Annotated in this window: 12 protein-coding genes and 1 other RNA gene; 5 read left to right on the plus strand and 8 right to left on the minus strand. The window is 71.5% G+C overall.

Going from position 1 to position 12178, the window contains the following annotated elements; genetic code table 11:
• A partial coding sequence (locus tag A5700_RS13315; protein WP_304440516.1) for a wax ester/triacylglycerol synthase domain-containing protein occupies positions 1–481 on the minus strand: 481 nt, incomplete at its 3' end.
• A gap of 145 nt (positions 482–626) precedes the next feature.
• Here A5700_RS13315 and panB point away from each other — a divergent pair.
• The 3 genes from panB (at position 627) to A5700_RS13330 (ending at position 4442) form a co-directional block, all read left to right on the plus strand.
• Entirely contained in the window at positions 627–1469 is an 843-nt protein-coding gene (gene panB, locus A5700_RS13320; RefSeq protein WP_068070092.1) for a 3-methyl-2-oxobutanoate hydroxymethyltransferase, read from the plus strand.
• A 137-nt stretch (positions 1470–1606) separates the two neighbouring features.
• Entirely contained in the window at positions 1607–2782 is a 1176-nt protein-coding gene (locus tag A5700_RS13325) for a 1,4-beta-xylanase (RefSeq protein ID WP_068070095.1), read from the plus strand.
• Positions 2783–2903: 121 nt separating this feature from the next.
• Positions 2904–4442, plus strand: a complete 1539-nt coding sequence (locus A5700_RS13330; RefSeq protein WP_068070097.1) for a CYTH and CHAD domain-containing protein — start codon at positions 2904–2906, stop codon at positions 4440–4442.
• Positions 4443–4445: 3 nt separating this feature from the next.
• Here A5700_RS13330 and rnpB read toward each other — a convergent pair.
• Positions 4446–4841: RNase P RNA component class A (gene rnpB / locus A5700_RS13335), an RNA gene on the minus strand.
• Positions 4842–4918: 77 nt separating this feature from the next.
• Here rnpB and A5700_RS13340 point away from each other — a divergent pair.
• Complete coding sequence (locus tag A5700_RS13340; protein ID WP_068070099.1) at positions 4919–5629, plus strand: 2OG-Fe(II) oxygenase; 711 nt, start codon at positions 4919–4921, stop codon at positions 5627–5629.
• Between the two features lie 3 nt (positions 5630–5632).
• Here A5700_RS13340 and A5700_RS13345 read toward each other — a convergent pair whose 3' ends face one another.
• Positions 5633–6259, minus strand: a complete 627-nt coding sequence (locus A5700_RS13345) for a bifunctional 2-polyprenyl-6-hydroxyphenol methylase/3-demethylubiquinol 3-O-methyltransferase UbiG (protein ID WP_068070101.1) — start codon at positions 6257–6259, stop codon at positions 5633–5635.
• Positions 6260–6306: 47 nt separating this feature from the next.
• On the opposite strand from A5700_RS13345, the gene A5700_RS13350 reads away from it, so the two are divergent.
• Positions 6307–6879, plus strand: coding sequence for a helix-turn-helix domain-containing protein (locus A5700_RS13350; RefSeq protein ID WP_068070103.1), 573 nt, complete (start codon positions 6307–6309; stop codon positions 6877–6879).
• Positions 6880–6934: 55 nt separating this feature from the next.
• Here the strand turns inward: A5700_RS13350 and A5700_RS13355 are convergent, their stop codons facing one another.
• From A5700_RS13355 to A5700_RS13375, 5 genes are all read right to left on the minus strand, one after another.
• Positions 6935–8038 (minus strand): bifunctional RNase H/acid phosphatase, encoded by a 1104-nt coding sequence (locus A5700_RS13355; protein WP_068070105.1) that lies wholly within the window; start codon positions 8036–8038, stop codon positions 6935–6937.
• Positions 8035–8772, minus strand: a complete 738-nt coding sequence (locus tag A5700_RS13360; protein ID WP_068070108.1) for a zinc ribbon domain-containing protein — start codon at positions 8770–8772, stop codon at positions 8035–8037. The genes A5700_RS13355 and A5700_RS13360 overlap by 4 nt, the downstream gene beginning before the upstream one ends.
• Positions 8769–9917, minus strand: a complete 1149-nt coding sequence (locus tag A5700_RS13365; RefSeq protein WP_068070110.1) for a Nif3-like dinuclear metal center hexameric protein — start codon at positions 9915–9917, stop codon at positions 8769–8771. Before A5700_RS13365 ends, A5700_RS13360 begins: the two co-directional genes overlap by 4 nt.
• Positions 9914–10954 carry an Rv2231c family pyridoxal phosphate-dependent protein CobC gene (gene cobC / locus A5700_RS13370; RefSeq protein ID WP_068070111.1) on the minus strand — a complete coding sequence of 347 codons (1041 nt, stop codon included), beginning with the start codon at positions 10952–10954 and terminating at the stop codon, positions 9914–9916. Before cobC ends, A5700_RS13365 begins: the two co-directional genes overlap by 4 nt.
• Before the next feature lie 62 nt (positions 10955–11016).
• The gene (locus tag A5700_RS13375; RefSeq protein ID WP_068070112.1) at positions 11017–11757 is read right to left on the minus strand and encodes a sensor domain-containing protein; all 741 of its coding nucleotides are present in this window, start codon (positions 11755–11757) and stop codon (positions 11017–11019) included.
• Positions 11758–12178: the final 421 nt, after the last annotated feature.

Here is a 12178-nt window from a genome sequence, read left to right on the forward strand (position 1 = left end):
CGACGGCGTCACCGGCGCCAGCCTCATGTCCAGGCTGTGCGGCACCGAGGCCGACGCCCCCGCCCCGGACCCGGCCGTCGGCGCGGCGGCAGTCGGTGCCCGCGACGCCCTCGATCACCCACATCTCCCACAACGGCCAGCGACGCTCCAGCGGCTCCTGGGCGATGTGGCCGCAGATCTCCGACAGCTCGGCGCGCCCGCCCGGGGCGGGCACCGCGATGCGGTGCAGGTGGCGGTCCAGATCGAAACCCTCGTCGTCCACCCAGACGGGGTGGTCGAGGTTGAGCGGACTGTCCGCGAGCTTCTCGCGGAACTCCGGGATGGCGCGGATGCGCGCCGACAGCGCCTCGCGCAGCCGGTCGAAGCTGTATCCGCCGGGCATGGTCGAGGTGTCCAACTCGACGATCGAGCACACGTGCATGGGCTGCGACGGGCTCTCCAGGTAGAGGAAGCTGGCGTCGAGTCCGCTGAGTCGCTGCATTCCAGGCATGGTATGTGTCACACCGAGGCGCCGGTGCACCCGCGCGGCAGAGGTGGCAGAATGGACCGGTCAGCCGAACCCGGGGACCCGACGGGCGCGAGAGCCAGGGCCACGAGGATCGAAACGACCACCGCAAGGGACAACGATGTCTGAGCTCAACGTTTACGGTGCACCGGCGGCGCAAGCCCAGCCGCGCACCAAGATTCGCACCCATCATCTGCACAAGATGAAGGCCGAGGGCCACAAGTGGGCCATGCTCACGGCCTACGACTATTCGACCGCCCGGATCTTCGACGAGGCCGGCATCCCGGTGCTGCTCGTCGGCGATTCGGCGGCCAACGTGGTGTACGGCTACGACACCACCGTGCCCGTCTCGATCGACGAGCTGATCCCGCTGGTGCGCGGCGTGGTCCGCGGCGCGCCGCACGCCCTGGTGGTCGCGGACCTGCCGTTCGGCAGCTACGAGGCCGGGCCCGCCGCCGCGCTGGCCGCCGCCACCCGCTTCATGAAGGAAGGTGGCGCGCACGCCGTCAAACTCGAAGGCGGCGAGCGGGTGGCCGAGCAGATCGCCTGCCTGAGCGCGGCCGGCATCCCCGTGATGGCGCACATCGGCTTCACCCCGCAGAGCGTCAACAGCCTCGGCGGCTTCCGGGTGCAGGGCCGGGGCGACGCCGCGGAGCAGACCATCGCCGACGCGATCGCCGTCGCGGAGGCCGGCGCCTTCTCGGTCGTCATGGAGATGGTGCCCGCCGAGCTGGCCACCCAGATCACCGGCAAGCTGACCATCCCGACGATCGGCATCGGCGCCGGCCCCAACTGCGACGCGCAGGTCCTGGTGTGGCAGGACATGGCCGGCATGAGCGGCGGCAAGACCGCCCGCTTCGTCAAGCGGTTCGCCGACGTCGGCGAACAACTGCGCCGGGCCGCGTCGCAGTACGCGCAAGAGGTGGCCGAAGGGTCGTTCCCCGCCGAGGAGCACTGCTTCTGACCCACCGTCGGCCGTGTCGCGCCGACACGCCGACCACCTGAAACCCGTTGCGGGCCAGCGCTGTACGATCGAACTCGGATGCGGCCGGACTCCGAGAGCAGGGTGGGCATATCGACCGGGGGATTTCTGGCGACTCGATGCGCCGTCGGACGGCGCTGATGTTGCCGCTGCTGCTGGCAGGAGGCACTGCCATGGCGCGAGCTCCGCGCGCGGCCGCCGAACCACCGCACACCTCGCCGCAATCCAGCAGGTGGTCGCCCGAGCGCGCCAACCGCTGGTATGAGACGCAGGGCTGGCTCGTCGGCGCCAACTACATCACCTCCAGCGCCATCAACCAACTGGAGATGTTCCAGCCCGACACCTTCGACCCCGGGCGCATCGAGACCGAGCTGGGGTGGGCCCGCGCCAACGGCCTGAACGCGATCCGGGTGTTCCTGCACGACCTGTTGTGGGCGTCCGACAGCCGAGGCTTTTCGGCCCGCCTGGCGCAGTTCGTCGATATCGCCGCACGCCACGGCATCAAGCCACTGCCCGTGCTGTTCGACTCGTGCTGGGACCCGTTCCCGCAGGCCGGCCCGCAACGCCCGCCGCGGCCCGGCGTGCACAACTCCGGATGGGTGCAGAGCCCGGGCGCGGCGCGGCTGGACGACCGCGATTACCTGCCCACCCTGCGCGCCTACGTCACCGGCGTCCTCACCCAATTCCGCGGCGACGACCGCATTTTGGGATGGGACCTGTGGAACGAGCCCGACAACCCCTCGGAGTACTACGCGTCGGTGGAACGCAAGGACAAGCTGGACCTAGTCGCGGACCTGCTGCCGCAGGTCTTCGGGTGGGCCAGGGCCGTCGACCCCCGACAGCCGTTGACCAGCGGCGTATGGCAGGGCGAGTGGGCCGACCCCGGCCGCCGCAGCGTCATCAGCGGGATCCAGCTGGACAACTCCGACATCCTCACGTTCCACTGCTACGGCAGGCCCGCCGATTTCCAGAACCGCATCGCCGAGCTGACGCCGCTGGGCCGCCCGATCATCTGCACCGAGTACATGGCCCGCCCGTTGGGCAGCACCGTGGGCGACATCTTGCCGATCGCCAAGCGCGCCAACGTCGGCGCATTCAACTGGGGCCTGGTCGCGGGGAAGACGCAGACGTACTTCCCGTGGGACTCCTGGGAGCATCCCGATCCCGCGATGCCCAAGGACTGGTTCCACGACCTGTTGTTGCCCGACGGCCGGCCCTACCGGGACGCCGAGATGGAGACGGTGCTGCAGCTGGGCGACCTGGCGATGTACCTCACCGCGCCGCCGCCCGGCTGACACCTGCGGCGCCGCGCGCAACGGTGCGGCGGCCCCGTCACTTCGGTGTGGCAGGCTATGGGAGCCCTTCCCGACCCCCCGACGTTCATGGCCGCGGCGACGCGCCCGCAACGGAGATCCCATGCCTGCAAAAGCGCCGCGAACCTCGCGCCACCTCGAGGTTGAGCGCAAGTTCGACGTCGTCGAATCGACCGTCTCGCCCTCCTTCGAGGGCATTGCCGCGGTCGCCCGCGTGGAGAAGTTGCCGGCGGAGCACTTGGACGCGACGTACTTCGACACGCCCGGGGAAGACCTGGCGCGCAACAAGATCACGCTGCGCCGCCGCACCGGCGGCCACGACGCGGGGTGGCACCTGAAGTTGCCCGCGGGCCCCGAGGCCCGCACCGAGGTGCGGGCTCCGCTGGACGCGTCGGGCCCCGGCGGGGACGATTCGGTGCCCGACGAGCTTGCCGACGTCGTGCTAGCGATCGTTCGCGACCGCCCCCTGCAGCCGGTCGCGCGCATCACTACGCTGCGCGAGAACCAGGTGCTCTACGGCGCGGACGGCGCCCCGCTGGCCGAGTTCAGCAACGACCACGTCACCGCCTGGTCGGCGCGCACCACCGAGGACTCCGACCTCGAGCCCACCCAGCAGGAGTGGCGCGAGTGGGAGTTGGAGCTGGTGGAGTCCGACGGCGACCCCGACACCGCGCTGCTGGACCGGCTGAGCAACCGGCTGCTCGACGCGGGCGCCGCCCCCGCCGGGCACGGCTCCAAGCTGGCCCGGGTGTTGGGCACCACCGCCGCGCCCACGGCGGCCGCGCCGGCATCGGACAACCCGTTGCAGCGCGCAGTGGCCGAGCAGGTGCGCGAGCTGTTGGTGTGGGACCGCGCCGTGCGCGCCGACGCCTACGACTCCATCCATCAGATGCGGGTCACCACCCGCAAGTTGCGCAGCCTGCTGCGTGACTACCAGGACGCCTACGGCCTGCCCGACGACGGCTGGGCGCTGGACGAGCTGCGGGAGCTCGCCGCCATCCTGGGGGTGGCGCGCGACGCCGAGGTGCTCGCGGAGCGCTACGAACGCCAATTGAACGGCCTGGCACCGGAGTTGGTGCGGGGACCGATCTGGGAGCGGCTCGTCGGGGGTGCCCGCCGCCGTTACCAGACGGGGTGGCGCCGGTCGTTGATCGCGATGCGGTCGCAGCGGTATTTCCGGCTGTTGGACGCGCTCGACGAGATCGTGGCCCAACCGCCCGGCGGCGTCGCCGGCGAGGAGGCGCCGCCGATCACCATCGACGCCGCGTACAAGAAGATCCGCAAGGCCACCAAGGCCGCCGCCCGGGTCGACGAGGAGCATCCGGACGACCAGCACGAGCGCGACGAGGCCATCCACCGAATTCGTAAACGCGCCAAGCGGCTTCGCTACACGGCTGCGGCCACCGGCGCGGGCAAGGTGTCCGAACAGGCCAAGGCCGTGCAGTCGCTGCTCGGCGATCATCAGGACAGCGTGGTCAGCCGCGAGCACCTGAGCCAGGAGGCCGAGGCCGCGCACGGTGCCGGCGAGGACACCTTCACCTACGGCCTGCTGTATCAACGCGAGGCCGACCTGGCCGACGCCCGCCGCCGCGAACTCGACGACGCGCTGCGCAAACTCGCCAAAGCGGTGCACAAGGCCTGAGGGCGGACGAGCTGGCCTGTAAGCCGGATTCTGTTCCGCGCCGCCGCGAACGGCGACGCGGCGGCGACCATCCATCTGGGCACTCCGTCGCCGGGTGCCTCGAGCGGCCTACCCGCAGGCTCGGGCGAGCAACCCTCGAACGCCTGCGCGGCCGCACGTGCGGTGCGGCCTTCTTGGCCTTGCTTCGGGTGGGGTTTGCCGAGCCATCCCGGTCACCCGGGATGCTGGTGCGCTCTTACCGCACCGTTTCACCCTTACCACCGCGAGCGGTGGCGGTCTGTTTTCTGTGGCACTTTCCCGCGAGTCACCTCGGATTGCCGTTAGCAATCACCCTGCTCTGTGAAGTCCGGACTTTCCTCGAACCGCCACGCGACGGCCCGCGGCCGCCCGGCCAACTCGTCCGCGACGAATCACGCTACTACCCGCCGGACCCTGGGGCCAGCAACGATCGCGCGCGCCGCTCTAGGGTGGATCGGGTGGACCGATGGCAGAAGCGCGTCGACGCCGGCGACTGGGACGCCGTCGCCGGCGAAATCGACGACCTGGGCGGGGCGTTGCTGCCGCAACTGATCACCCCGCGCGAAGCGGCCCGGCTGCGCACGCTCTACACCGACGACGGCCTGTTCCGCTCGACCGTCGACATGGCGCCCAAACGCTACGGCTCGGGGCAATACCGCTACTTCCACTCCCCCTATCCCGAACCGATCCAACAGCTCAAACAGGCCCTGTATCCCCGGTTGCTGCCGATCGCCAGGGACTGGTGGGACAGGCTCGGGCGTGCGGCGCCATGGCCCGACGACCTCGACGACTGGCTGGCGGCCTGCCACGCCGCCGGCCAGGTGCGGTCCACCGCACTGATGCTGAAGTACGGCGCGGGCGACTGGAACGCGCTGCACCGCGACCTCTACGGCGAACTGGTCTTCCCCCTGCAGGTGGTGATCAACCTCAGCGACCCGGCGACCGACTACACCGGCGGCGAGTTCCTGCTGGTCGAGCAACGGCTGCGGGCCCAATCACGGGGAATGGCAACGCAATTGCCGCAAGGGCATGGCTACGTCTTCACCACCCGCGAACGCCCGGTGGTCTCGGCGCGCGGGTGGTCGGCCGCACCAGTGCGCCACGGTGTGTCGGTGGTCCGCTCCGGGGAGCGCTACGCCCTCGGGTTGATCTTCCACGACGCGGCGTAGCGATCAGCGGTCGCGGCGCAGCGCGATGACATTGTCGGGCACGACGACGGTCTCGCCGTTGACCACCGCCTCCCGATCCACCGCGTCGGCGCGCACCCGCGTCCAGGAGGCGCCGTCCAGGCGCAGCGCCGCGATCACCTCGTCGATACCGGGGAACTCGTGGTGAGGTGCGCCCGCCGGCGCCGCGCCGTGGTCGACGATCAGCAGCAGCCCGCCCGCGGCCACGCGGTCGACCGCCCTGCGCAGCACCCCGTCGCGCTCCAGGCGCGCCGGTGAGTGCAGGTACTGCGCCGACACCAGGTCGAAAGCGCCGGCGGGGAAGGTTTCGTTGAGGTCGTGGCGCTGAAAGTCGATGCGGCCGGTCAGGTTTCGCTGTGCGGCGGTCTCGGCGGCACGGCGCAGCGCGGTAGCCGAGACGTCGACCGCGACGACGTGCCAGCCGCGCTCGGCCAGCCAGAGCGCGTCCGCGCCCTCGCCGCAACCCAGGTCGAGGGCCCGCCCGGGGTCCAGGCCGGTGACCACCTCGGCCAATCGCGGATTGACCCGCCCGCTCCACACCCGGTCGGCGGACCGGTAGCGCTCCTCCCAAAAGGGCTCCGCTTCATGGGTTTTGACTTCCGAACTGTCCATGCCCCCTAGCTTGCGGAGAACACGATCCGTTGCCAAGATAATTTGCCATGGAGGCAAACAGCGGCGACATCGACTCCCTGGTACGGCGGCGGCTGCGGGAGCTGCGCACGCAACGCGGCCTCACCCTGCAGGAGGTGGGCGAGCGCGCCGGGATCGACGTCTCGACGCTGAGCCGGCTCGAATCCGGGAAACGACGGCTTGCGCTCGATCACCTCCCGCGACTGGCGCGGGCGCTCTCCGTCAGCACCGACGAGTTGCTGCAGGCCGCGCAGCCGCCCGACCCGCGGGTGCGCGGCGCGGCGCACAGCCATCACGGCGGCACGTATTGGCCGCTGACCCGCCAGGGCCCGGCGGGTGGACTGCACGCCTTCAAGATTCGCGTCAGCGCCCGGCGCCGCACTCCGCCCGCCGAGCTGCCGGTGCACGAAGGACAGGATTGGATGTACGTGTTGTCCGGTCGGCTGCGACTGGTCCTCGGGGACCGCGACTTCACCATCGAACCCGGCCAGGCCGTCGAGTTCTCGACGTGGACGCCGCACTGGTTCGGCGCGGTGGACGGGCCGGTGGAGGCCATCGTGATCTTCGGGCCGCACGGTGAACGGCTGCACCTGCACAGTTGAGACGGGCAGGGTCTACACACCTACACACCCGGCTGTGAGAGTTCTCGTCGGCGAGCTAGAGGTATGCCGTCTGGTTCACCAACCGCACCGAAGACGCACCATCGGAATAGAATTCCGCGATGCTCAGCGACGCGAGGTCGAGGTGCAGCCGGTACAGGATGCCGGGCCCGGCGTCGAGCGCCTGACGCAGCAGCATCTTGATCGGCGTCACGTGCGAGACGACCAGCACGGTGCTGCCCTGGTGTGCGGCGACGATCCGTTCGCGCACGCCCGTCACCCGGTCCGCCACCGCGTCGAAGCTCTCCCCGTCGGGGGGCGCGGTGCCGGTGTCGCGCAGCCAGCGGCGGTGCAGCTCCGGGTCGTGGGCGGCGGCCTCGGTGAAGGTCAGCCCCTCCCAGGCCCCGAAGTCGGTTTCGATGAGGTCGTCGTCTACGGTCACGTCCAACCCCAGCGCCTTGGCGGCGGCGGTCGCGGTGTCGTAGGCCCGCTGCAGCGGGGAAGACAACACCGCCGCGATGCCGCCGCGCTGCCCCAGATACCGCGCCGCGGCGTCGGCCTGCCGCCGGCCGATCTCGGTGAGCGCGGGGTTGCCGCGGCCCGAATAGCGGCGCTCCACCGACAACGCGGTCTGCCCGTGCCGTAGCAGCAACAGCCTGGTCGGGGTGCCGCGGGCACCGGTCCAGCCCGGCGACTGCGCGGCGGGGGCTGCCCGTTCGGGTTCGGCGGCGGGCGCCGCGGGCTGTTCCACCGGGTCGTCGGCGGCGGCGTCCATGGCCTCGTTGGCCAACCGGTCGGCGTGCGAGTTGCGTTCCCGCGGAATCCAGCTATAGGTGATCCGGTCGAACCGCGACGCCAGCCGTCGAGCCTGGGCGTTCAGCTCGATCAGGTCGGGGTGTTTGACCTTCCAGCGCCCGGACATCTGTTCCACCAACAACTTCGAGTCCAGATACACCGCGGCCTCGGTCGCGCCCAGCCGCAGCGCGTCGTCCAAACCCGCGATCAGGCCGCGGTATTCGGCAACGTTGTTGGTGGCGCGGCCGATGGCCTGCTTGTTCTCGGCCAACACCGCGGCGCGGTCGGCCGTCCACACCACCGCGCCGTAGCCGGCGGGTCCCGGGTTGCCCCGCGAGCCGCCGTCGGCTTCGATGACCACCTTCACTGGTCGATCCCCTTGACGCGCAGCAAGATTGCGCCGCACTCCGGGCAGCGCACCACCTCGTCCTCGGGGGCGGCCGAGATGCGGGACATCTCGCCGCGGTCGATCTCGAGCCGGCAGGCCCCGCACCGGCGACCCTGCAGCGGCGCCGCGCCCGGGCCGCCGCCGGCGCGCTGGCGTTCGTACAGGGCCGCCAGCGCCGGATCCAGGGCAGCACTGAGCGATTCACGCCGCGCCGCGTGAGATTGGCGGGCCTCGCCGAGGTCGGCGATCGCGGCATCGACCGCCTGCCGCGCCGCGACCACCTGCGCCTGCAGCGCCTCCACCTCCGCCTGCCCGGCGGTCACCTGGGATTGCAGCTCCTCACGACGCTCCATGACCTCGAGCAGCGCATCCTCCAGACTGGCCTGGCGCCGCTGCAGCGTGTCCAGTTCGTGCTGCAAGTCCGCGAGTTGCTTCGCGTCGACCGCCCCGCCCTGCAGCAGCGCCCGGTCGCGATCCTCACGCTGGCGCACCGAGTCGATCTCGGACTCGAAGCGCGACACCTCGGCGTCGACGTCCTCCAGCGCGATCCGCACCGCGCCCAACCGGTCGCCCGCGGTGGTGTATTCCTGCTGGACGCTGTCGTAGGCGGCCTGCTCGGGCAGGTGGGTGGACCGGTGCGTGAGGCGCGCCAATTCGGCATCCAGCTTGGACAATTCCAGGAGTGAACGCTGCTGTGCGACTTCGGCTTTCATGACCGACCACCCCCGGTGTCGTTAGCTGACTGACCCATGGTCCACGGGTCGGTGCGTAGGGTACACACCCGCACCGGCAGCGCCGCGCCGAACCGGGACCGCAGCAGCTCGGCGGCCTGTTCGCACCACGGGAATTCGGTGGCCCAGTGCGCCACGTCGATCAGGGCCACGTTCGACGACCGGGCGTGCTCGTCGGCGGGGTGGTGGCGCAGGTCGGCCGTGACGTAGGCCTGCACCCCGGCTTCCGCCGCGGCGGTCAGCAGCGAATCCCCGGCACCGCCGCACACGGCGACCCGTGACACCGACAGGTCCGGGTCGCCCGTCGCCCGCACACCCCACGCCGTCGCCGGCAACGCGGTGCTGACACGAAAGACGAAGTCGCGCAACGGCTCCGGGTGCTGCAGGGTGCCGATGCGGCCGAGCCCGGCATCGCTGGGCAGCGGCGCCATCGCGAAGACGTCGAACGCCGGCTCCTCGTACGGATGGGCGGCGCGCATCGCCGCCAGCACGGCGGACCGCAGCCGCGCCGGCGCCACCACCTCGAACCGGTCCTCGGCCAGCCGCTCGACGGCGCCGACGCTGCCCACCGCCGGGGACGCGCCCTCGTGCGGCAGGAACTGCCCGATGCCGCCCACGCTCCAGCTGCAGTGCGAGTAGTCGCCGATCTGGCCGGCACCCGCCTCGAACACCGCGGCCTGCACCGCTTCCGAGTTCTCGGCGGGCACGTAGATCACCCACTTGTCCAGCCCGGTCGGCGCCGGGCGCGGCTCGAGCGCGGCCTCGACCGTCAGCCCGAGCGCGCGGGCCAGCGCGTCCGACACACCCGGCGAGGCCGAGTCGGCGTTGGTGTGGGCGGTGAACAGCGAACGCCCGGAGCGGATCAGGCGGTGCACCAGGGCGCCCTTGGGCGTGTTGGCCGCGACGGTGTCGACGCCGCGCAACAACAACGGGTGATGCGCCAACAGCAGGGAACGCTCGGGGACCTCGTCGACGACGGCCGGCGTCGCGTCGACCGCGACGGTCACCGATTCCAGCACGTCGTCGGGGTCGCCGCAGACCAGGCCCACCGAATCCCACGACTCCGCGAGCCAAGGCGGGTACGCCTCGTCCAGCGCGGCGATCACGTCGGCCAGGCGGGCGCTCACCGGCGGCCCTCACCGGTGATCTCCGAGATCGCCCGGATGAGCAGCGGCCACTCACGGCGCACCGCGACCCGCAGATACCGCTCGTCCAACCCGACGAAGGTGTCGCAGCGGCGCACGGCAATCCCCCTGTCGCGCAGGCGTTCCCGAATCCGCACGGCGCCGGGTGTGCGGAACAACACGAAGGGGGCCCGGCCGTCGGTCACGTCGACGCCCACCGAGTGGAGGCCGGACACCATCTCGGCGCGCAGTTCGGCCAACCGCGCCGCCCCGGCCGCCGCCTCGGCCACGGCCTCGCGCGCGCAGCAGGCCGCGATCGCCGTCAGTTGCAGCGTCCCCACCGGCCAGTGCGCACGCTGAGCGGTCACCCGCGCCAACAGTTCCGGCGCGCCCAGCGCGTACCCCACCCGCAACCCGGCGAGCGCCCAGGTCTTGGTCAGGCTGCGCAACACCAGCACGTCGGGCAGCGATTCGCCGGCCACGCTGTGTGGCTCGCCGGGGATGGCGTCGGCGAACGCCTCGTCGACCACGAGGATCCGGCCGGGCCGGCGTAAGGCGAGGAGCTGCTCGCGCGTGTGCAGCACCGAGGTGGGGTTTGTCGGGTTGCCCACCACCACCAGGTCGGCGTCGTCGGGGACCGCGGCGCCGCCCAAGCCGAACGGCGGCGCCAGGACCACGTGGTGCACCGGCACCCCGGCCGCGGTCAAGGCGGCCGCCGGCTCGGTGAAGGCGGGCGCGAGCACCGCGGCACGCGACGGGCGCAGGTTGGCCAGCAAGGCGAACCCTTCGGCCGCGCCGGCCAGCGGTAGCACCTCCTCGCGCTCGCGGCCGTGCCGGGCCGCCACCGCGTCGCGGGCCCGGTTCACGTCGTCGGCGCTCGGATAGCGCGCCAGGTCCGAAAGCCGCTCCCCCAGCCGCTGCAGCAACCACTGCGGCGGCTCGCCGTGCCGGACGTTGACGGCGAAGTCGAGCATGCCGGGCGCGACGGCCTCGTCACCGTGGTAGCGGGCCGTCGGCGGGCTCAGGTTCAGACTCGCCATCCGAGAAACACTAGTGCCCGTCGGGCGGACGCCGTGCGGACCAGCCCGGGCCCCACGCGCGGTTACTGCTTGGCGACCTTGTCGGCGATCTGATTCGCCACCTTGACGGCGAAATCCGCGGGGTCTTTGCGCACCGCGACGACGTCGACGATCACGTTGTTGCGGACGGTCAGCGCGCGCTGGGCGCTGATGGTCATCGGCGTCGGCCCGCCGATGCTGACCGACGGCGTGACACTGAGGGTCCCGTTGCTGTTGGCGAACGGACCGACCTTCCACGACGATTCGGGGCCGTCCGCGGTGGCGGGCTGGTCGATCTGCCGGCTGGCGCAGGCCGGCCAGCGCTGCGCGGAGGCGTTGAAGAAGTCGCTGGCCTCCTTGGCCGAGGGGAACAGCACCAACGCCTGCCCCACCTCGACGTCCTGGTCGTTGCCCAGCGAGGTGGTGTCGTCGTCGCCGCTGACGGCGGTGTTGCCGCTGTTGGCGTAGACCGGCGCCTCGGCGGGCCCCAGGATGTAGTCGCATTCGTCGGGCAGTTTCACGGCTCCCGGGCCGGTCGCCTGCTTGGCGACGTCGTCTTGGAGCTTGTCGACGGTCACCTTGCTCTTCGTCCCGGTCACCCCGAACAGGGTGTCGATCTCGGCCGGCGTCAACAGCAGGCCCGCCAGTGCGGGCTGCGCGATGGGCGGCTTGGTGGACGTGGTCGTCGTGGCCGACGAGGAGGGCCCACCGTGGTTGCCGCCGCCGCAGGCAGCAACCACCGCTGCCGATGCGGCGACGACGATTGCGGCTGTGAATCGGCGCATGCAGTGACACCCTTCGAGTCGTATTCGAGCCGCCCGGCTCCCGCGTATGGGCACGCGGCGGCCGTCGGAAAGAGTCGGGAAAGTCCCGTGGCGAACGGAGCATAACGTGGGACACGGCGGCGCGCAGCAAATGCCGGGAGCGTTTACTGGCGTGTCGGTCGCCGGGCGGCGGGCGGGGTCCCGCGCGCGCCCGGCGGTGCCGTCGGCGCTGCCCGGTTGGATGCCCCGTCGAACGCCCGATCAACGCGTGTCGGCGATGGTCGAAGATCACCAGGCCCGCGCCGGGGCGCGCGTCGGTCTCCGGCGGGGTTGCCGCCGGGTTGGCGTGTGTCACCCCACCATTGTCGACCATCGCCGACACGCGTTGATCGGGCGTTCGACGGGGCATCCAACCGGGCAGCGCCGACGGCACCGCCGGGCG

Origin of the sequence: Mycobacterium sp. E1214 (assembly GCF_001666755.1) — a bacterium.
Taxonomy (GTDB): domain Bacteria; phylum Actinomycetota; class Actinomycetes; order Mycobacteriales; family Mycobacteriaceae; genus Mycobacterium.

Coding starts and splice junctions, on each gene's coding strand:
- panB (WP_068070092.1), top strand. CDS start 627: ATGTCTGAGCTCAACGTTTACGGTGCACCGGCGGCGCAAGCCCAGCCG.
- A5700_RS13325 (WP_068070095.1), top strand. CDS start 1,607: ATGCGCCGTCGGACGGCGCTGATGTTGCCGCTGCTGCTGGCAGGAGGC.
- A5700_RS13330 (WP_068070097.1), top strand. CDS start 2,904: ATGCCTGCAAAAGCGCCGCGAACCTCGCGCCACCTCGAGGTTGAGCGC.
- A5700_RS13345 (WP_068070101.1), bottom strand. CDS start 6,259: ATGGACAGTTCGGAAGTCAAAACCCATGAAGCGGAGCCCTTTTGGGAG.
- A5700_RS13350 (WP_068070103.1), top strand. CDS start 6,307: ATGGAGGCAAACAGCGGCGACATCGACTCCCTGGTACGGCGGCGGCTG.
- A5700_RS13360 (WP_068070108.1), bottom strand. CDS start 8,772: ATGAAAGCCGAAGTCGCACAGCAGCGTTCACTCCTGGAATTGTCCAAG.
- cobC (WP_068070111.1), bottom strand. CDS start 10,954: ATGGCGAGTCTGAACCTGAGCCCGCCGACGGCCCGCTACCACGGTGAC.
- A5700_RS13375 (WP_068070112.1), bottom strand. CDS start 11,757: ATGCGCCGATTCACAGCCGCAATCGTCGTCGCCGCATCGGCAGCGGTG.